This window comes from endosymbiont of Lamellibrachia barhami, from assembly GCF_011947365.2.
GTDB lineage: Bacteria > Pseudomonadota > Gammaproteobacteria > Chromatiales > Chromatiaceae > QGON01.
The window spans coordinates 102,583-121,906 of the sequence record NZ_JAAVSH020000001.1 but is presented as its reverse complement, the minus strand read 5'-3'; the positions used below and the strand labels follow the sequence as shown (position 1 = coordinate 121,906).

The window sequence follows — 19,324 nt, the reverse complement described above, 5'->3', positions numbered from 1 at the left end:
TACGCCACACACCAAGTCAGGTCGCATCAGTCCCTATTTCTTCAATGCCGGACTGTTTAACACCGGGGCCAGCCTGGCCTGTCTGGGCCGCCGCTACGCCCAGGCAATCGTCGATTCCGGTGTTGATTCGACGTGCTCTATGGACCGGCCTACAGGGGATTCCTCTGCTGCAGTCACCGCCGCCCCTTTACGACCATCATGGATCGACGCGCCCTATGCCTTCAATCGCAAGGGAGGCCAAGGACCACGGCGAAGGCGGCATCATCGTCGGCCATGAACCGGAACGGTATGTACTGATTATCGACGACGTCATCTCCGCCGGCACTTCGGTAAGGGAGTCGGTAGAGATCATCAAGGATCTCGGCGCCACACCCGCCGGTGTGGTCATCGCCCTGGATCGCCAGGAGCGTGGCAAGGGGGAGCGATCTGCCATTCAGGAGGTCGAGAGTGACTACGGCATACCTGTGGCCTCCATCGTGGCCCTGGAACAGCTCGTTGAATATCTGGGGGGGAAACCCGACTCTGAAGAGTCGCTGTCGCGCATCCGCGCCTACCGGAACGAGTATGGAGTCTGAGTTGCCGGGCCGAATTGAAGTAGGCCGGTTCAAGCGTGGCGGAACCGGCAACCCCATCGTGTTCTGTCAATTCAAGGGCGCCCGATCCGCTGCGCTTGATCGTGCCTACGTTTTAGTAAGTTAGCCGATAATCAGCTTGCTGCCCACCAGCAGGGTGACGATTTCGAAACCCCGCTTGATCCAGCGGTTCCCTTTGGTGATGGAGAGGTGGGCGCCGATGTAGCCTCCCAGCAGGGAACCGGCCAGCAGCACCGGCAACCACTCCCATTTGACATCCCCCAACATCCCAAGGGTGACAGCCCCTGCACCGTTCCAGAACACGCCCACCAGCACCAGCGTGTGGGCCACCGCCCGCCGGTAATCGAGACCGAACCAGCGCACCAGCCAGAGGGTAACAAAAAGTCCGGTGCCGGAGGTCAATGAACCGTTAAGTACACCAATAAGAAAAAGCCCCGTCACTCCAATCACGAACCCCGATACATTTCGATGTATTGGGACGTACGATTGCCCCAGTGAGCGTTTGCTGATCGAGTAGAGACCCAAACCAAGCGTCAGGACACCCAATGCGATCTCCGCCGCCCGATCAGGCACCCTAAGGATCAGACTGGCGCCCAGCACCACCCCCGGCAGCCCCGCTGCCAGCAGAAAGATCACGAACTGCCGCTCCAGTCCATCCTCCCGCAGATGCCGTATGGTTGCGCCAATGCCCAGGGCAACCGACGCAATCTTGTGGGTTGCGAGGGCAATTCCGAACGGCAATCCTAAAAAAATCAGCGCCGGCAGCTGCACCAACCCGGCGCCTCCTCCGGAAAAGGCGGAAAATGTGTTAGCTAACAAAGAGATAATAAAAAGGGTGAACTGTTCCACAGACAATCTATCTTAAGACCAAGTGCTCTATCCATGTGATAATTACGGGTTCAGCGCACCTTGTCGTGAACATTGACAAGCTAACTGAACTTATAATTATCACATGGAATAGAGTACTGAGGTCGCAGTATAATCCCTCTTCAAGGATATAAAGGTCAGGAACAACCGGCCGCCGCCCCAGTCACTCAAGGTCGAGAAGATACCGGGTTATTGATGGAAACAATAAACAATTTAATCAAACCATCCAGGCTTCTGCTTGCGACGTTGTTGTCGCTGGCATTTGTCTCTTTGCCCGTTAACGCAGGAAAACTATACAAATGGGTTGATGAGAGCGGACGGGTCCACTACTCCGACTACCTGCCGCCGGAGGATGTCAGACGAGAGCACACCTACCTGGATGAACGGGGTCTGACTGTCAACAAAGTGGACGCCGCAAAAACCCAGGAGGAGATCGAACAGCAAGAGGCGCTGAAACGACTGCAGAAAGAGCAGCAGGCACTGATCGATAAACAGCAGGCGGCTGACCGGGTATTGCTGCGTACCTTCAGAAGCGAAGATGACATTCTGATGGCTCGGGACGGCCAACTCAGGGCAGTCGACCTCTCCCTTCAGGTGATCAACTCCAACATCAGACAGCTCAAAAACAAACTCGAAGAGATGCAGCGCAACGCAGCCAGCCTGGAACTCAGCGGCGAATCGGTTTCATCTGAATATCTTCAACGGATCGACCGTAAGCGCCAATCGTTGAAGGAATCATATCAATCCATCGTACATCGGGAACGGGATAAAAACAGGATCCGCATAGCTTTTGCCCGTGATCTGGAAAGGTTCAGAGTGTTAAAACGACTCAGCCGAAAACCGGACGATAAGCTGGAAACAGCGCAGTCCGAAGAGGAACTGAGCAACGTTTACCATTGCCAGGGGGAGAGTCGGTGCGAAACATCCTGGCAAGCTGCCACACAATACCTCCACTCTCATGCCACCACCCCGGTTCGAATGCTCGCAGAGAACATTCTGATGACAGGGCAGCCCGTAAAAGCCCAGGATATCAGCATCACTATGTCACGCCTCACTGATGCCATAACCCGGCAGACGATCATATTTATGGATCTGCAGTGCAAGGACACCCCTGAAGGCGCGGCCTTCTGCGCCAGTAAGCCGGTGCGCCAGATAAGGGAGGGGTTTAACGCGGCAGTTGCAGAGCGTTAAAGCAGGATGCCGGCAGGTGTCACTGCAGATAAAAGAGCGCGGCTTCCAGCACCCTCCATTGCGCTTCCCATTGGGTTAGAGGCGCCGTCTTGAAACGGCTGCGGCTATATTGGTGCATCCTGCCTTCAACAGCCGCCAGCATGAGGTTTGCCGACACACTGGGATCGACCCTCTGCAGTCCGCCTTGCCGCAGGTCACCCTCCCGCAGGATCTGCTTCAGTTGGGTTTCGAGTCGGGAAAAGAATTGCCCCACCCGAGTCTGCAACCGTTCAGTTTCGCCAACCAGTGCATCGCCAAGCAGTACCCTGGTAATGCCGGGATTGCGTTCAGAAAAGAGCAATACCAGGTAGAGCAGCCTGCCGCAGCGCAATCTGGCATCGCTCTCCTCCTCCAGTATCTTGTTGATACGCACGAAGATGCTCTCCTCGGCAAAATCGATCAACCCTTCAAACATCTTCGCCTTACTGGCAAAATGACGATAGAGCGCCGCCTCGGATATTTCTGCGGCCCGCGCCAGCGCCGCAGTGGTAATGCGGCCACCGGGGTTCTGTTCGAGTTCGCGGGCCAGCGCCTCGAGAATCAGCTGTTTGCGCGGTATCCTGCTACTCATCAGCGACGCCGGATCAGTGTCCCCACACCTTCATCGGTAAAGAGCTCCAGCAAGACGGCATGCGCCACCCGGCCGTCGATGATATGAGCACTGTTTACGCCGGCCTTCACCGCTTCCAGGGCACAGCCTATCTTGGGCAACATACCGCCGTGGATTGTGCCATCGGCGATCAGTTCATCCACCCGCTCTGCATTCAGCCCTGTCAGCAGACCACCATCCTTGTCGAGCAAACCGGTAATATTGGTCAGCAGGATCAACTTCTCCGCCTGCAACACCTCCGCCATCTTGCCTGCCACCAGATCTGCATTGATGTTATAGGAGCGTCCATCTTTGCCCACACCTATAGGGGCGATGACGGGAATGAAATTGCCATGCACCAGCATATCCACAATGCTGATATTAATACTCTCCACCTCACCCACATGGCCAATATCGATGATTTCGCTCGCCTCCAGATCCGGACTGTTGGCGGTAATCCTCATCTTGCGGGCATGGATAAGGTCACCATCCTTGCCGGTCAACCCCACCGCCGAGCCACCTGCCCGGTTGATCAGATTGACAATATCCTTGTTGACCAGTCCGCCGAGCACCATCTCCACCACGTCCATGGTCTCGCTGTCGGTGACCCGCATGCCCTGCACAAACTCGGAGTCTTTGCCCAACCGCCGCAGCAGGTCCGCAATCTGGGGGCCACCTCCGTGTACCACAACCGGGTTGATACCCACCAGCTTCATCAGCACGACGTCGCGGGCAAAGCTGTCCTTCAACGCTTGGTCCACCATGGCATTGCCGCCATATTTGATGACGACGGTCTTGCCGGTAAATCGTTGGATGTAGGGCAAGGCAGCGGTCAGTACATGCGCAACATTGCGCGCCTGTTCAGCTTGTAGAGTCATGATGAATCAACTGTGTGAGTAAGAAAAAAGCTGTTGCCGAATCGGGGTTAAAACGGCAGTTTTAGATCTGGCTGTACCTGGCCAAGAAGGTTGCGAAAGACATCCATTACCAGCTTGAGCGCATCCTCGTCCTCCGCCTCAAAACGAAATATCAGAGACGGGGTGGTGTTGGATGCACGCACCAGCCCCCAACCTTGCTCGAACTCAGCCCGCAGACCGTCAATTCTGAGCAGCCGTGCGCCAGGAAGGTCCGGCTGCTTGTCCAGTGCCGCCATGATGACGTCACACTCATCCTCTTTCAGGGTCACGCTGTATTCCGGAGTAGAGACACTCTCCGGCAGTTCGGCAAAAATCTCTGCGCTGCTGCGGGGGTCGAGGGTCAATATCTCCAGCAGCCTTGCCGCCGCATAGAGACCATCATCAAAGCCATACCAGCGCTCTGCAAACATGATGTGCCCGCTGAACTCGCCCGCCAGCAGTGCACCCGTCTCCTGCATCTTCGCCTTGAGCATGGAGTGACCGCTCTTCCACATCAACGGTCGTCCGCCGTTGGCAAGCACCACATTGGCAAGATGACGGCTGCACTTCACGTCATAGACAATATCGCCGCCGGGCTCTCGGGAGAGAACGTCCATGGCCAGATACATAAGCACCCGATCCGGCCAGATAATTTTGCCTGAAGAATCCACCACGCCGAGCCGGTCCCCATCACCGTCGAAGGCGAAGCCGACATCAGCCTTGCTCTCCACAACCTGTTTTGCCAACGCCTGCATGTTTTCAGGACGGCTGGGATCCGGATGATGGTTGGGGAAGTCCCCGTCCACTTCACAGAACAGTTCCTCCACTTCGCATCCCAACAGTTGAAAAAGATTGGTCGCCAGCACTGAGGAAGCGCCGTTGCCGCAGTCGACCACCACTTTCATTCCCCGAGCCAGACTCACATCATTGACCACCCGGTCGGTATATTCCGAAATAATTTCCCGAGTTTCAAAATCCCCGTCGCCCTGCAGTAGATTGCCCTGCTGAATACGCCGGTAGATCGATTGAACCCCCTCAGAGGAGAGACTCTCACCACCGATCACGACCTTGATACCGTTGTATTCCGCAGGATTGTGACTGCCGGTCACAACCACGCCACAACCTGCAGTAAACTCATGCGCAGCGAAGTAGAGCAGAGGGGTGGGCACCAGTCCCACATCGATCACATCGCGACCACTTCCCCGCAATCCCCGTACCAGCGCCTCCGCCAATCGTTCACTGGAATGCCTGCCATCACGCGCCACGACCACGGTCTGAAAACCCTGCTCGTAGATTTCACTACCGACAGCGCGACCGATTGCCTCAACGCCCTCTTCATTCAGAGTGTCGTCCACCAGGCCACGGATATCATAGGCTCTGAAGATTGACGCGGGGACAGCCGTAACCGGGGCAGACGATAGAGCCGTGGTACGAACTGGAGGTAAACTGCGCGAATCCTCAGCCATATCAGAAGTTGAAAACAGATCTTCATCCACAGTAATGCCATGGGCTGATCCGGCATCACGCTTGCGTTTGGCGCGACGTTCGATGCGGCGTGTTCTGACCTCACGCGCCTGATGTTCCAAAATTTCAAGCGTGGCCTGCATATCCAGAAGACGGGCCATGTGTCGTGTGGGCGATTTGCCCCTCATCATGCTTTCCATGAGTTCCAGAATGCTGTACTGATCCTTTTTCAATGCCCTGCGCATGCCTTCCGCAAGCAGGAAGAGCAGCGCAGCACTCAAGACAATCGCCACCAGCCCTGGCAGCAGCAACATCAGGTCATTGGAGAATCCCTCTTTGCCGGCTGACGCTTTCCAGTAGGCCACCTCCCAGATACTGCCCGACACCGGCAGCGTACCATCAGGCTGTTGCTGATCAGGCGAGACACTGCCGGCCATTGCCAACACCAGTGCGCTGGCCCGATCCACAACCTGGCGTACTTCGACCCGCCCGGCATATTCCTTCACACTGTCTACCGAATCCTGCAGACCGCCAGCCGGGAAGGCTGCATGAATGACGCCCAATGCGGACTCATCTTCAGGAGAACGCACAGCCACCACCATCGCAACATACTGCTGGGCACTACCAAACTGATGGACCTCTGCGGGGGGGGTCTGCAATTGTTTCTCGGCCTGACGCATCAGTTCCAGGGAGGCATAACCAAGGTGCGGCATCACACTGCTATCCGGTTCACGTTGTCCGGCGGGCAGTAACCTGACACGCAAAACGCCGGGCACTATCTGAGTCAGATGATCTTCCCGTTCCCGCAAGGCCATGCGGTCATTCAGACGAAACAGCGCTGTGGTATTGGGATCTCCGGCTATGCCCTCCAATAGCTGAAGACGGAAGATGTTTTGCTCAGAGAGCCGGCCTGCCAGCGCCTGCGCAGCGGTTTCAACCTGACGTGCCGCCAGCGACTCATCCCTGTCGTGAAACTGAACATAGACCATCGCCCAGGCCAGGCTGATCAACACCATCACCCCTACTATGGCCATCAGCCAGTACCAGCGGATACCGTGGCCCGCCTGTTCTCCACTCCTGTACGTCTGTTCGCTCTGTTTCTTCTGTCTCTTCATGACTGTACGTCAATCATCCCAGGTTAGACTGACTATGATACTGCTCGGCGATACGCTCTGCGAGCCGCTCCGCCACCGCCGGTTTCGCCATCATCGGGATTGCTTCCCTGCCGCCTTCCCACAGCAAAAGCAGCGCATTCTCATCCCCTTCGAACCCTCCCCTGCTTCCACCTACCCGATTCGCCGCAATAAGGTCCACCTTCTTGGCGCGTCGTTTGGCATCTGCAAAGGCCTCCACATCATCCGTTTCGGCAGCGAACCCCACGGTATAGGGCGCTTCATCCAGCGCCGCCACCAGAGCGAGAATATCCGGATTTTTCCGCAGATTCAGCTGCAACGTTTCACTACTCTTTTTTATCTTCTTGGCAGCCATCTCAGTGGGACGATAGTCTGCCACCGCCGCCACGCCAACAAAGATGTCACAGGCACTGGCCCGCGCCATCACCGCCTCTTTCATTTGCAGCGCGGTCTCCACATCCACCCGTAAAACACGGTCAGGCGTGGTAAGCGCCACCGGCCCGCTGATGAGCGTAACCTCAGCCCCCAACCGCATCAGAGATGCCGCCAGCGCATAGCCCATCTTGCCGGAACTGCGATTACCGACATAACGCACCGGATCGATGAACTCCCGGGTCGGACCTGCAGTTATCAATACGCGTTTCCCCTGCAGCGACCCAGAAGCAAAAAGTGATTCCGCCTGCGCCAACAGGAGATCGGGTTCCAGCATCCTGCCTGGGCCGGTCTCACCACACGCCTGCTCGCCCTCACTGGGTCCCCATAACAGAAGCCCACGCTGCCGTAACAAGCGGACATTCTCCTGGGTGGCGGGATTCAGCCACATCTGCTGATTCATCGCCGGCGCCAATGCAATGGTAGCGGTGGTCGCAAGAGAGAGCGTGGATAGCAGATCATTCGCCATACCGGCCGCCAGCCGCGCCATGAAATCGGCACTGGCCGGAGCAACCAAAACCAGATCAGCCCAGCGCGCCAGATCGATATGGTTCATCGCCGCTTCCTGATCTGTGTCGAACAGTTCCGTATAGACACGCTGTTTGGAGAGCGCCTGGAATGTCAGGGGCGTGACAAACGCCTGGGCTGCGGGTGTCATCACCACCCTTACTATAGCTCCTGCCTGCATCAGCGCACGGAGCAACACCGCGCTCTTGTAAGCAGCAATGCCACCGGTAACACCGAGAACAACCTTTTTTCCCTGTAACACAGACATCGATTTAAAATGACCACAGATTCCCGATTGGCAAGAGTACCCCATGGGACTGTTACAGCAAAGCCGCAGTATCCAGGGCATGAGTAAGCACTAACCCCGGCAGCGGAAAAGATAGGAATTTCGTGACTCAGAACACGTTTTTCCGCTAACCTTAGGGCGAAATTATAGAAGCCTATCCAAGACATGGAGGTCTTATGCCAATCACCGACTGGCCCATCGCCGAACGGCCAAGGGAAAAACTGCTGCAAAAGGGCGCCACCGCCCTGTCCGACGCCGAACTACTGGCAATCTTCCTGCGTACCGGCGTCGCTGGAAAAACCGCTGTGGATCTCGCCAGAGACCTGCTGCGGGAGTATGGGGGACTCAGACATCTGCTGGCCTCAGGGCAGAAGAAATTCTGTCAAAGCAAGGGACTGGGAAACGCCAAATATGCGCAGCTTCAGGCCGTCCTGGAGATGGGACGCCGCTACCTGCAGGAGGATCTGGAGCGGGGCGAACCACTCACCAATCCCGCCGCATCCCGACGCTATCTGCAGTCGCGCCTGAGGCACTATCCCTACGAGGTCTTTGCCTGCCTGTTTCTCGATAATCGTCATCGGGTAATTGAGTACGAAGAGCTGTTCCGGGGCACCATCGACGGCGCCAGCGTCCCCCCTCGAGAGGTGGTTCGACGCGCCCTCGAACTCAATGCCGCCGCCCTCATCCTTGCCCACAACCACCCCTCGGGCGTCGCTGAACCAAGCCAGGCCGACCAGCAGATCACCCAGCGCATCCGGGAAGCCCTGACACTTGTGGATATCCGCGTGTTGGACCATTTTGTCATCGGCGATGGTGAACCGGTATCGTTGGCGGAGCGGGGGATGATGTAAATTTAAGGTCAAAGGTCAAAGGTCAAAGGCTAAAGGTTATAGGATTGACCAGACTGAACTTCGCCTTTTACGTTTTATGAAATGTAGGCCGGTTCAAGCGCAGCGGAACCGGCAACCCTATGAGGTTTATTGCCCGATCCGCTACGCTTGATCGTGCCTACATCCTTTACATGATTTGCCTTAATGTGTGCATCGGCACAAACAGCCGCATAGGATCATCGGTAAACGGCTCAAACATCTCATAGCGCTGATAGAACCCAAGTGCATCCTCATCCAGAACATCCAGTATCACGCCGAGTGCAGGCAGCCCTGCATTGGTCAACTCTACGGATTTCCGAAGTGCAGTAATCAAGGTTTTTTCTCCAAGCCGCCGCCTTTGGAATCGATCATCAACAGCGAGTCTCGCAAGAAGCACCACCGGAACGGGATAGCCCGGTAGATTTATATCGGTGGGTATTTCTTCCCGCACCACTGTGGAGGCGGCAAGGGAATAATAGGCTGCAATTCGCTCTTTTTGGGCTTGCTGTCTTTCAGAGACAACCGGCAAGACCCAAGTACGACTGAGGCCCAGCCGCATATTCTTAACTGCAAAACGCGCCAGAAATCTATCCATGTCTGGCTTGCCGCAGTCAAAGGCCTTTATGCCATGTTGTGATTGATCGACTAAAACAAACTCTTGCAAAAACGCCAACTAAAATCCCTCGGCATCCAGCCGCTTGGCAGCTTCCATAATGCGGGCACTGGGCTTGCGCTCGGCATCGTTGCAGATCGCAATGAAATTATCGAACTGCGCATTCGTGAGCTGGATCGAGGATTCCTGTTGTAAAATCCTCGGTGCATTATCGCGAATCAATGTCGTAATGAATTCGGTCAGCGATGCGCAACCGAGGGCCGCAGAAGCTCTTTCCGCCAACTGTTTGATCTCCGTATCGACACGCATCTCGATGCGTTCACGTTGTACTGGATGCACCATGTCTTCCCCACACAATAATTCATACGGCTAATTGCCGTACATTGATTATTGGTCATATTGGCAATGCCGTCAACTTCACCTAGTTTCAGGTTTCGCCTTTCACCTTTCGCCTTTCGCCTTTCGCCTTTCGCCTTTCGCCTTTCGCCTTTCGCCTTTCGCCTTTCGCCTTTCGCCTTGCACCTCTCTCCCCTCTCTGCCATAATTACGCGCTTTTCGCCCCAGGGTTAACAAATTTAGAGGTTTTGACAATGTCAAAAGTCTGTCAGGTAACCGGCAAGCGCCCGGTCTCAGGAAACAACGTTTCCCACGCGCACAACAAGACCAGACGACGCTTCCTGCCCAATCTGCACTACCATCGTTTTTGGGTGGAGAGTGAGAGCCGCTGGGTGCGCCTGCGGCTCACTACGAAAGGTATGCGCATCATCGACAAGAAGGGCATAGATGCAGTGCTGTCTGACATCCGCGCCCGTGGCGAAAAGGTCTAAGGGAGAACTGAATCATGCGTGAAAAGATCAGACTGGTTTCCAGCGCCGGCACCGGCCACTTCTATACCACCACCAAGAACAAGCGAAACAAGTCGGGCAAGATGGAAATCAAAAAATTCGATCCCAAGGCCCGCAAACATGTGATGTACAAAGAGGCCAAGATCAAATAAGGCATCTACATCCTGGGACACCGAAAACCCGCCTATACGGCGGGTTTTCTTTTGCCACTATGTTTTTTTGGGATACCCTGTAGACTTGGGAAAAATGGACGCTATATATGGGTGAGGCTGCGGGTGAGATTTCCCGCCATTGCCATTGACCCCAACGGAATCTGCATCATGAAGGACATCTACGTAGGACGACAAGCCATCTTCGACCGGAAGATGCAAGTCTACGCCTATGAACTGCTGTTTCGCCAGGGCACCGACAACTACAGCAACGTCCAGCAACAGTTTGACGGGGACTCCGCCTCTTCCGAAGTCCTGATCAATACCTTCATTGAGATCGGCCTCGAACGGGTCGCCGGTTCCCACCGCGTGTTCATCAATCTTACCCGCAACCTCTTTCTAAACCACCCGGAGATTCCTTTCGACAAAGATCGGGTCGTGATGGAACTGCTGGAAGACATTCCCGTGGACGATCAATTGACCGAAGCCGTGACTGAGCTTTCCAAACAGGGATATCTTCTGGCACTGGATGATTATATCTTCGACCCTGTCTGGGATCCTTTACTGCCACTGGTTGACATCATCAAGGTGGAGTTTCCTGCCCTCACCCTGGAACAGATTAAGCAGGGACTCCCCACCCTGCGCCGCCACAACGTAAAACTCCTGGCTGAGAAGATCGAAACCGAGGAGGAGTATCAGCAGTGCCTGGCGTTGGGCTTCGACCTTTTTCAAGGTTACCACTTCTCCCGCCCCAAGGTGATCAAGGGCCAACGCCTGCAGGAGAACCAACTGGTGGTGCTGCGCCTGCTCTCCGCCCTGAATGATCCGGACGTGGAGATCGAAGATCTGGTCAACCTGATCACCCAGGACGCCAGCCTCAGCTACAAGATCCTGCGCTATATCAACTCCGCTGCCATCGCCATGCCACGCAAGGTTGAATCGATTCGTCAGGCGATTGTCTTCATGGGACTGGCGCGTATTCGCGCCTGGGCCAGTCTGCTGGCACTCTCGCGAATGGAGAAGAAGCCACAGGAGTATTTCACCACAGCCCTGGTGCGCGCCCACATGTGTGAACAGCTGGTCACCAAGAACGGGGGCTGCGCACCAGAGATCGCCTTCAGCGTAGGGTTACTTTCGATTCTTGATCTACTGGTGGACCGACCGATTGCAGAGATCGTCGGGGAGCTTGCACTCTCCAATGAGATACGGGATGCCCTGATCGATCAACAAGGACCTGCGGGCAAAGCGCTGCAATGCAGCAAAGGTTATGAGGTCGGTGATTGGGAGAACGCCGATTACGAAGACCTCAATGTGGCGGAGATCACCGATATCTATCTGCTCGCCAGCGAATACGCCTTTGACGAGCAGCAGGCGCTGCAGGCGTGCTAATAATCAAACAAATGCAGGATGCCGGTGAGCTTGCAAACCGCATCTGCCGTGTAATCCCCGATTCAGGCCTTAACCGCAATCGATGCGGTTCGCAAGCTCACCACATCCTACGGAGAAACACCCCTTTCAAGAAGCAGATTTCCCACCGCATCCAGAGAGCAAGACCACCCAGGCGCAACCCAAGTGGTTGAGATAGTCTCGACAATCAGCGCCGGCCCTTCGATCGACTGTTCGGCAAACAACGCCCCCCGCTCATAAAGCGGCACAGCTTGACCCACTCCGAACAGGTTCACTTCGATCTTTGCCTCACCGGACCCCGAAGTGCGGCACTGTTCCAGTCTTATATGAGATTCCGCTCCCCGCAGAGCTGCCCGCAGATTAACCAGTTCCACCACTCCACCCATCCGATGTCCATAACGCAACTCGTGCAGTTCATGAAACGCGACCTCGGCTTTGGCACAACTGTGCCAGGGCACATTCAAGGTGTAGGACTGCCCCAGGTAGCGCAGATCCAGTGAATACTCCAGTTCGATTTGCGACCGTTCCAATCCCTCCTGAAGCAACGCCTGCACCCCGGTTTCACCCAGTCTCTGCAACGCTTTTTGCAGCACAGCATCATCGAGCTCATGTAATAGCCCCAGCCAGGTACGCACCAGTTGGCGGCCCGGCGGAGCGATCAGCATCCCCAATGCCGATAACACTCCAGCCTGTACCGGCACCAGTGCCGAACGCATGCCCAACGCTTGCGCCAGTGCACAGACATGCAGGCCCCCGGCACCACCGAAAGAGACCAGGGTAAAACCCCTGGGATCCACTCCGCGCTGCACCGAGATCACCCGCAAGGCACGAGCCATGCGCTCATTGGCGATGCGGATGATGCCAGCGGCCGCCTCCTCCACCGTGCCCCCCATGATCTCGGCCAACCGGCCAACCGCCATGCGGGCGGCAGAGAGATCGAGCTGCATGCGCCCGCCGAGAAAGGCGTCGGCACGCAGACGCCCCAAAACCAGATTGGCATCCGTAACCGTGGCCTCGACACCACCCTGGCCGTAACAGGCCGGTCCCGGTGCGGCCCCGGCCGATTCAGGCCCCACCTGCAGCATGCCGCCACTGTCGAGCCGCGCGATGGAGCCGCCGCCCGCGCCAATGGTATGCATCTCCACCATGGGAACCGCCACCGGCCAGGGTCCGATGCATCCTTCACTCGTGAGACGGGGTGCACCATCGATAAGCGCCACATCGGATGAAGTGCCACCCATATCGAAGGTCAGCAGCTGTCGGCGACCTGCTGTTGCAGCCACATAACGCGCACCCACCAGACCACCGGCAGGCCCGGAAAGCAGCATACGCACCGCCTGAGAAGCGGCCTGCTCCGCCGCTATCGCCTCCCCCGAACTCTGCATCACCGAAACCCTGGCCCCCTGCAGGCCCCGGCAGAGCCGTTCGATATAACCTGTCACCAGCGGCCCCACCCAACTGTTGAGCCAAGTGGCGATACCCCGCTCATACTCACCAGTCTCCGGCAACACTTCTGATGAACGGGAGACGAAGCAACCCTCCGGCACCACCGCCTCGATCGCCCGTTCTGCACTGTCGTCCAGGTAGGAGTAGAGCAGATTGATGGCCACTGCCTCCGGCTTCAGCATTTCCAGTCGTCGGGTAAGCGTCAGCAGATCCTGTTCCGTCAAAGGCTCCAAGGACGAACCATCCGCCGCCAGCCTGCCACCGGTCTCCAGACAGAGTTCAAACGGCACCGGGGGCAATTCTGGCGCGGGCTGCAGATTATAGAGTTCGCGGCGCGCCTGCCGGCCGATGGTCAACAGATCCCCCAAACCCCGGTTGCCGATATAGACGGTACGCACACCCTTTCCCTCCAGCACCGCATTGGTCGCCACCGTAGAGCCGTGGATCACCCTTACCCCAGCGGGGTCGAGTCCCATCTGCCGAATTCCGCTCAATATCGCCCGCTCTGGAGCATCCGGGGTGGAGAGCACCTTGTGGATGCGCAACGCGCCATCCTCGTAGAGCACGAAATCGGTGAAGGTTCCGCCAGTGTCGACGCCGATGATCTTCAAAACAACTCCAACCTGGATAATCCAGGACGCAAGATAGCGCGAACACCGAGTTTATGGAATCGTGACAGTTCCGTGATTGGCAGCGGAACCCCAACTGCTTAAATAGCTCTCCAACAGCACCGAAAAAACGGCACTGTTCCAATGAAAACAACCGCCACAGGAGAGACCCCGATGAAAAGCCAATTTTCCAGTACACTTAAAGGCCTGACTTTCGTTGCACTGGCCGCAATCATGACAGCGAGCAGCGCCGCACCCATGATGGATGACGATATGTCGATGAAGAAAGACGGCATGATGAAGATGGCCGACGACGACACCATGCAGAAGGATATGAAGATGTCCGATGGGATGCCCGGAAAGATGGAACACTCGATGGAACCGATGAAAAAAATGAACGATGGCATGATGCAGGAGTCGATGGATAAGTGATTCCGATTTTCATTCGGACAACTTCGAAGCGACCATAAGACCGGTTCAATAAACTACCCGGCCACAAGCGGATAGGGTTTTAAATTGTAGGAGCGGCGCCCGCGCCGCGATGACTCCGTAGATGGGCAAATCGCGGCGAGGCGCCGCTCCTACGAACACTTCGCAGCAAGCTGCGGGGAGTAAACCCAAAAAGATTAAAACAGAGTCTTTTCCATGGCACGTAAAGTCCTGATCATCGAAGACGATCCCGATATCGCCCGGCTGGTACAGCTGCACCTGCGGGATATCGACTGCGAAGCCGACATCATCAATGACGGGGCGGAGGGTCTGCGCCACTTCCAAAAGGGCGGCTACGAACTGCTTGTGCTGGATCTGATGCTGCCGGGGATGGACGGCATGTCGATCTGCCGCGAGCTGCGCCGCGAAACAGACTATGTGCCGATCCTGATGCTGACCGCCAAAAGCTCGGAACTCGACCGGGTGGTGGGACTGGAGGTGGGTGCGGACGACTATCTGACCAAGCCTTTCAGCATCCCGGAACTTCTGGCCCGCATCAAAGCCCTGTTCCGTCGCGTGGATGCACTTGGCAACAGCACAAAACAATCCGCTACAGATAAGGTTATCCACCACGAAAAACTCACCATCGACCCGGCGAAACATCAAGTGAGAATCGCAGACAGAGAGGTGGAACTGACCGCCAGGGAGTTCGACCTGCTGCTCCATTTCGCCCGCCATCCGGGACGGGTCTTCAGCCGGGTGCAACTGCTCGACTCAGTCTGGGGATACAACCATGAGGGTTACGAACACACCGTCAACACCCACATCAACCGTCTGCGGACCAAGATCGAGACCGACCCCGCCAATCCCTATTTCATACTGACGGTCTGGGGCGTGGGTTATAAATTTGCCGACACCCCTGGAATCTGAAGGGATATGTTAAAAACCCTCTACGCCAAACTCGCCACCGGCCTGGTGTTGCTGCTCGCCGCCATCGGCCTGCTCTACGCCCTGATCAGCACCACCGCCACCCGCCACTATGTGCAGGAGGTGACCCAGCAGTTCAATCGCGATCTGGCGCGTAATCTGGTGGCCGATCGCAATCTGGTGGAAGAGGGGCGCCTCAACAACAGCGCTCTGCAAAAAACCTTTCAGCAATATATGGTGATCAATCCCAGTATCGAGATCTACCTGCTCGACCCGGAAGGCCGCATCCTCTCCTACTCGGCGGATCCGGGAAAGGTGAAACGCAAGCGGGTCTCACTGGAACCCATCGAGAATTTTCTGCACGGCAGAGGGGGATTCCCCCTGCTCGGCGACGACCCGCGCAGTCACGATCGGCGCAAGGCTTTCTCGGTCACGCCCGTGCCCTCCGCCGAGCGGCCTGAGGGCTACCTCTATGTGGTACTGCGGGGCGAAGAGTTCGATTCAGTGGATGATCTGGTGCGCGAAAGTTACTTTCTGCGCCTCAGCGGCTGGGCCATGGCCGCCAGTCTCGTGATCGGCCTGCTGGCGGGATTGGCGGTTTTCCGTCTGTTGACCCGCAGACTGCATCGCCTCTCCAACCTGATGGACAGATTCAGGAGAGACAACTTCAGTCACTATCAGCCCTATACCGAAGCACCGGGTGGAGCGGCTGACGAGGTTGACCGGCTGGGTGAAACCTTCGATCGTATGGCGTTACAGATTCAGGCGCAGATCGACCAGCTGAAGGAGAAGGATCATCTACGCCGCCATCTGGTGGCCCAGGTCTCCCACGACCTGCGCACCCCGCTCTCCTCGATACAGGGTTATCTCGAGTCCCTGACCCTCAAGGCTGACTCACTCGACCCGACGGCGCGTGACGAATACATCGCCATCGCCCTGCGGCAAAGCCGACGTCTCTCGGCCCAGGTGGAAGAACTCTTCGAACTGGCCAGCCTGGATGCCCGGGAGACCCTGCCGAAAAGTGAGCATTTCCCTCTGGCGGAGCTGTTACAGGATGTGGTGCAAAAATACCGGCTGCGGGCCGAACAGCAGGAGATCCTGCTCTCCATGGATCCGCCGGAAACCTCACCCTTCGTCTTTGCCGATATTGCACTTACCGAGCGCGGGCTGGAGAATCTCATCGAAAACGCCTTTCGCCACACCCCTGCCGACGGCAGTATCACACTCGCCCTGGGTATCGAAGAGACCAAGGTCTCCGCCGTGGTATCCGATAGCGGCAGCGGTATCAGCGAAGAGGATCTGCCCCACCTGTTCGAGCCCTTCTTTCAGTCACGGAAAAATGCCGGCTCAAGTGGTCATGCCGGATTGGGACTGGCCATCGCCCGCCGCATCGCGGAGTTGCAGGGAGGTGAGATCACCGTCAAGAGCCGTCTCGGCAAAGGCAGTCACTTCGCCCTCTGGCTGCCGCGAACTGAAATCCGCTGATTCATTCCGATGTTATGAATTCGTGATATCCCCGTGAAACGTCTGTAATGCGGCAGATCCATACTTTTCTCATGATCTATTTCCACATAAACCGCCATGCAGTTATCCGCATCAACCCACTGCAGAAAGGCTGTCACATCAGCTATATTCCAGAACACGGAGAGAGACTATGAAGATTATCCGCACCCTTAAAATGGCCGTCACCCTGGGTATCAGTGGAGCGATACTTGGCTGGATGGCGCAGGCCGCAAACCAGACTACGGAGAGCGAATCGATGAAACAGCTGATCGAGCATGCTGCCGCGCCCAGCCAATGGAGCCGCCCCAGCGACGAGCAGATCAAACAGCGCCTCACCCCGGAACAGTTCAAGGTGACCCAGAAGAACGGCACCGAGAGTCCCTTCAGAAACGCCTATTGGGACAACCACGAAGACGGCCTTTACGTCGACATCGTCTCCGGTGAACCACTGTTCAGTTCGCGCACCAAGTTTGACTCCGGCACCGGCTGGCCGAGTTTCAGCGCGCCTATCAAAGGCAACAATGTGACAGAGAAAGAAGACTGGGCCTGGGGCATGAGCCGCACTGAAGTCCGCTCCAAGCACGGCGACTCCCACCTTGGACATGTCTTCGACGACGGCCCTGGACCCAACGGTCAGCGCTACTGCATCAACTCCGCCTCGCTACGCTTTGTCCCCACAGCAAAACTGGCGGCGGAAGGTTACGGCGAATATCTGGAGCTCTTTGCTGAGAGGATCGAATAACAGTCTTCTGAAAGAAGTTGGCCGGTTCAGGCGCAGCGGAACCGGCAACCCGCCCGATCCGCTGCGCTTGATCGGGCCTGCGCTTTGATCTGACAAATAGTTCCAAGCCGGTGCATCGACCGAATTTATCCTGTATCTTGCGGCCATGGATGCGCTTGCCGTCACCAATAATCTCACCCGTTCCTATAATGGCCGCTACGTCCTCGATCATCTCGACCTGACCCTCAATCGGGGCGATGTGTTGGGTCTGCTCGGCCCCAACGGCGCAGGCAAATCCACCACCCTGCGTCTGCTCAGTGGCGAACTCGCGCCCGATGAGGGAAACATCCAACTCTGCGGTATTGATCTGCAACAGCAACCGGTGCAGGCCAAACGGTGTCTCGGTTACCTGCCCGAACAGCCGCCGCTGCTGCTGGAACAGCGGGTCGATGAATTTCTCGGTGACTGCGCCAGACTCCATCGAATGCCAAAAATTGAGATTCCCGACGCGCTGAAGCGAGTCAAGCAGCAGTGCGGTCTGGAACAGGTGGGGCACCGCCTGATCCGCAATCTCTCCAAAGGTTTTCGGCAACGGGTGGGGATCGCGCAAGCCATCATCCACGACCCTGCAGTTGTGATCCTGGACGAACCCACCGACGGTCTCGACCCGGGGCAGATCCGCGAGGTGCGTGATCTGATCCAGGCGCTGGCCAGGGAACGGGGTGTCATCCTGTCCAGCCACATCCTGCCGGAGGTGCAGGCGGTCTGTAACCGAATTTTGATCCTGCACCAAGGAAAGCTCGTCTACAGCGGTGAAATCTCACCACCCACCACCCCGACCCTGAAACTGGAATTCGAACATACCCCAGATGCCGCGATTTTCAATTCCCTGCCGATGGTGGCATCTGCCACAAACCTGCACACAGACTACTCTCATATCACCCTCGCTCCCGGCGCCAAAGCCTCGCAACTGGCCGCCGCTGTGGTTGAACAGGGATGGGGGCTAAAGTCGATGACGCCGGAGGTTCTGAGTCTGGAACAGATCTTTTTGGAGCTGACCAGCGGGGGTCCAAGCGCGTGATCCGAACCCTGGCATTCATGGAGTGGCGGCGTCTGATGCGCACTCCACTGGCCTGGGCGCTGCTTGCCATCACCCTCTTCCTGTTGAGCTGGCAGTTTCTGCAGATCCTGGAGGATTTCACCGGTCTCAAACCGGAGGGACGCACCCTCGGACTGACCCATTTTCTCACCCTGCAGCTCTACGGTTTTGCGGCGGTGCTGATCCTCTTCACCACCCCGATACTTGCCATGCGGCAGTTCAGTGACACCGCTCACCAGAGCAACTTCACCCTGCTGAGCAGTGCCCCGCTCTCCCTGACGACAATCGTTTTCGGAAAATATCTGGGGCAGATACTGTTTTTGGGCATGATCCTGTTACTACCACTGATACTCTCCCTCTCCCTGCTGATCGGCGTAAACCTCGATCTTGGACTGCTGGCTGCCGCCACCTTAGGACTCTTCCTGCTGACCCTCTGTTTCAGCGCCATCGGACTCTACCTCTCCTCCCTGAGCGAATCGCCGGCCATCGCTGCGGCAGGCAGTTACGGTTTGCTGTTGCTACTCTCCATCCTGGGGCAGAACTTTGCCAGCGAAACCAGCGGCATCCTGCGCTGGTTCGGCTGGCCTGGCCATCTGCTCAATCTACAACTTGGACTGGTAAAAAGCAGTGACATTGCCTACTTCCTGTTGCTGACCCTTTTCTTCATCGCCCTGACCCTTCACCGGCTTAACCATCGACGCAGTCAGTAAA

19 protein-coding genes and 1 pseudogene are annotated in these 19,324 nt (G+C 56.7%); 12 read left to right on the top strand and 8 right to left on the bottom strand.

The features are described from left to right. Window positions 1-575 (top strand): annotated as a pseudogene (gene pyrE, locus G9Q73_RS00555) (orotate phosphoribosyltransferase); the annotation flags it as partial. Between the two features lie 120 nt (window positions 576-695). On the opposite strand, the gene G9Q73_RS00550 reads toward pyrE, so the two are convergent. Further along, on the bottom strand, window positions 696-1,442 hold the full coding sequence (locus tag G9Q73_RS00550; protein WP_177418011.1) for a sulfite exporter TauE/SafE family protein: 747 nt from the start codon (window positions 1,440-1,442) through the stop codon (window positions 696-698). Window positions 1,443-1,655: 213 nt separating this feature from the next. Between G9Q73_RS00550 and G9Q73_RS00545 the strand changes: the two genes are divergently transcribed. Beyond that, the gene (locus G9Q73_RS00545; RefSeq protein ID WP_177418010.1) at window positions 1,656-2,651 is read left to right on the top strand and encodes a DUF4124 domain-containing protein; all 996 of its coding nucleotides are present in this window, start codon (window positions 1,656-1,658) and stop codon (window positions 2,649-2,651) included. A 19-nt stretch (window positions 2,652-2,670) separates the two neighbouring features. On the opposite strand, the gene slmA is transcribed toward G9Q73_RS00545, so the two are convergent. The 4 genes from slmA to coaBC are packed head-to-tail and all read right to left on the bottom strand — an operon-like array spanning window position 2,671 to window position 7,979. Continuing rightward, window positions 2,671-3,261, bottom strand: coding sequence for a nucleoid occlusion factor SlmA (gene slmA / locus G9Q73_RS00540; RefSeq protein WP_177418009.1), 591 nt, complete (start codon window positions 3,259-3,261; stop codon window positions 2,671-2,673). Beyond that, window positions 3,261-4,157: an acetylglutamate kinase gene (argB, locus tag G9Q73_RS00535; protein WP_177418008.1), complete on the bottom strand. Its 897-nt coding sequence runs from the start codon at window positions 4,155-4,157 to the stop codon at window positions 3,261-3,263. Before argB ends, slmA begins: the two co-directional genes overlap by 1 nt. A gap of 47 nt (window positions 4,158-4,204) precedes the next feature. After that, complete coding sequence (locus G9Q73_RS00530; RefSeq protein ID WP_177418007.1) at window positions 4,205-6,754, bottom strand: phosphomannomutase/phosphoglucomutase; 2,550 nt, start codon at window positions 6,752-6,754, stop codon at window positions 4,205-4,207. A gap of 13 nt (window positions 6,755-6,767) precedes the next feature. Next, window positions 6,768-7,979 carry a bifunctional phosphopantothenoylcysteine decarboxylase/phosphopantothenate--cysteine ligase CoaBC gene (gene coaBC / locus G9Q73_RS00525; RefSeq protein WP_177418006.1) on the bottom strand — a complete coding sequence of 404 codons (1,212 nt, stop codon included), beginning with the start codon at window positions 7,977-7,979 and terminating at the stop codon, window positions 6,768-6,770. Window positions 7,980-8,173: 194 nt separating this feature from the next. On the opposite strand from coaBC, the gene radC reads away from it, so the two are divergent. Further along, window positions 8,174-8,848 carry a RadC family protein gene (gene radC, locus G9Q73_RS00520; RefSeq protein ID WP_177418005.1) on the top strand — a complete coding sequence of 225 codons (675 nt, stop codon included), beginning with the start codon at window positions 8,174-8,176 and terminating at the stop codon, window positions 8,846-8,848. A 166-nt stretch (window positions 8,849-9,014) separates the two neighbouring features. Here radC and G9Q73_RS00515 read toward each other — a convergent pair whose 3' ends face one another. Beyond that, a complete protein-coding gene (locus G9Q73_RS00515) occupies window positions 9,015-9,539 on the bottom strand; it encodes a GNAT family N-acetyltransferase (protein WP_177418004.1) in 525 nt (174 codons plus the stop codon). Continuing rightward, complete coding sequence (locus G9Q73_RS00510) at window positions 9,540-9,821, bottom strand: type II toxin-antitoxin system TacA family antitoxin (protein ID WP_246344887.1); 282 nt, start codon at window positions 9,819-9,821, stop codon at window positions 9,540-9,542. 248 nt (window positions 9,822-10,069) lie between these two features. Between G9Q73_RS00510 and rpmB the strand changes: the two genes are divergently transcribed. From rpmB to G9Q73_RS00495, 3 genes are all read left to right on the top strand, one after another. Continuing rightward, complete coding sequence (gene rpmB / locus G9Q73_RS00505; RefSeq protein ID WP_177418003.1) at window positions 10,070-10,306, top strand: 50S ribosomal protein L28; 237 nt, start codon at window positions 10,070-10,072, stop codon at window positions 10,304-10,306. Window positions 10,307-10,320: 14 nt separating this feature from the next. Further along, window positions 10,321-10,476, top strand: a complete 156-nt coding sequence (gene rpmG / locus G9Q73_RS00500; protein WP_177418002.1) for a 50S ribosomal protein L33 — start codon at window positions 10,321-10,323, stop codon at window positions 10,474-10,476. Window positions 10,477-10,644: 168 nt separating this feature from the next. Then, on the top strand, window positions 10,645-11,862 hold the full coding sequence (locus G9Q73_RS00495; RefSeq protein WP_177418001.1) for an EAL and HDOD domain-containing protein: 1,218 nt from the start codon (window positions 10,645-10,647) through the stop codon (window positions 11,860-11,862). Window positions 11,863-11,969: 107 nt separating this feature from the next. On the opposite strand, the gene G9Q73_RS00490 is transcribed toward G9Q73_RS00495, so the two are convergent. Next, a complete protein-coding gene (locus G9Q73_RS00490; protein ID WP_177418000.1) occupies window positions 11,970-13,937 on the bottom strand; it encodes a hydantoinase/oxoprolinase family protein in 1,968 nt (655 codons plus the stop codon). Window positions 13,938-14,108: 171 nt separating this feature from the next. Here G9Q73_RS00490 and G9Q73_RS00485 point away from each other — a divergent pair, with 171 nt between their 5' ends. The 6 genes from G9Q73_RS00485 to G9Q73_RS00460 all read left to right on the top strand — a co-directional run bounded on the left by G9Q73_RS00485 (window position 14,109) and on the right by G9Q73_RS00460 (window position 19,323). Next, a complete protein-coding gene (locus G9Q73_RS00485) occupies window positions 14,109-14,366 on the top strand; it encodes a hypothetical protein (protein ID WP_177417999.1) in 258 nt (85 codons plus the stop codon). A gap of 213 nt (window positions 14,367-14,579) precedes the next feature. Continuing rightward, window positions 14,580-15,293: a winged helix-turn-helix domain-containing protein gene (locus G9Q73_RS00480; protein WP_177417998.1), complete on the top strand. Its 714-nt coding sequence runs from the start codon at window positions 14,580-14,582 to the stop codon at window positions 15,291-15,293. 6 nt (window positions 15,294-15,299) lie between these two features. Then, window positions 15,300-16,775, top strand: a complete 1,476-nt coding sequence (locus G9Q73_RS00475) for a sensor histidine kinase (RefSeq protein WP_177417997.1) — start codon at window positions 15,300-15,302, stop codon at window positions 16,773-16,775. A gap of 169 nt (window positions 16,776-16,944) precedes the next feature. Then, window positions 16,945-17,535: a peptide-methionine (R)-S-oxide reductase MsrB gene (gene msrB / locus G9Q73_RS00470; RefSeq protein ID WP_177417996.1), complete on the top strand. Its 591-nt coding sequence runs from the start codon at window positions 16,945-16,947 to the stop codon at window positions 17,533-17,535. A gap of 145 nt (window positions 17,536-17,680) precedes the next feature. Continuing rightward, entirely contained in the window at window positions 17,681-18,595 is a 915-nt protein-coding gene (locus tag G9Q73_RS00465) for an ABC transporter ATP-binding protein (protein WP_177417995.1), read from the top strand. Continuing rightward, a complete protein-coding gene (locus G9Q73_RS00460) occupies window positions 18,592-19,323 on the top strand; it encodes an ABC transporter permease (RefSeq protein WP_177417994.1) in 732 nt (243 codons plus the stop codon). The genes G9Q73_RS00465 and G9Q73_RS00460 overlap by 4 nt, the downstream gene beginning before the upstream one ends. The last annotated feature ends 1 nt before the right edge of the window (window position 19,324 follow it).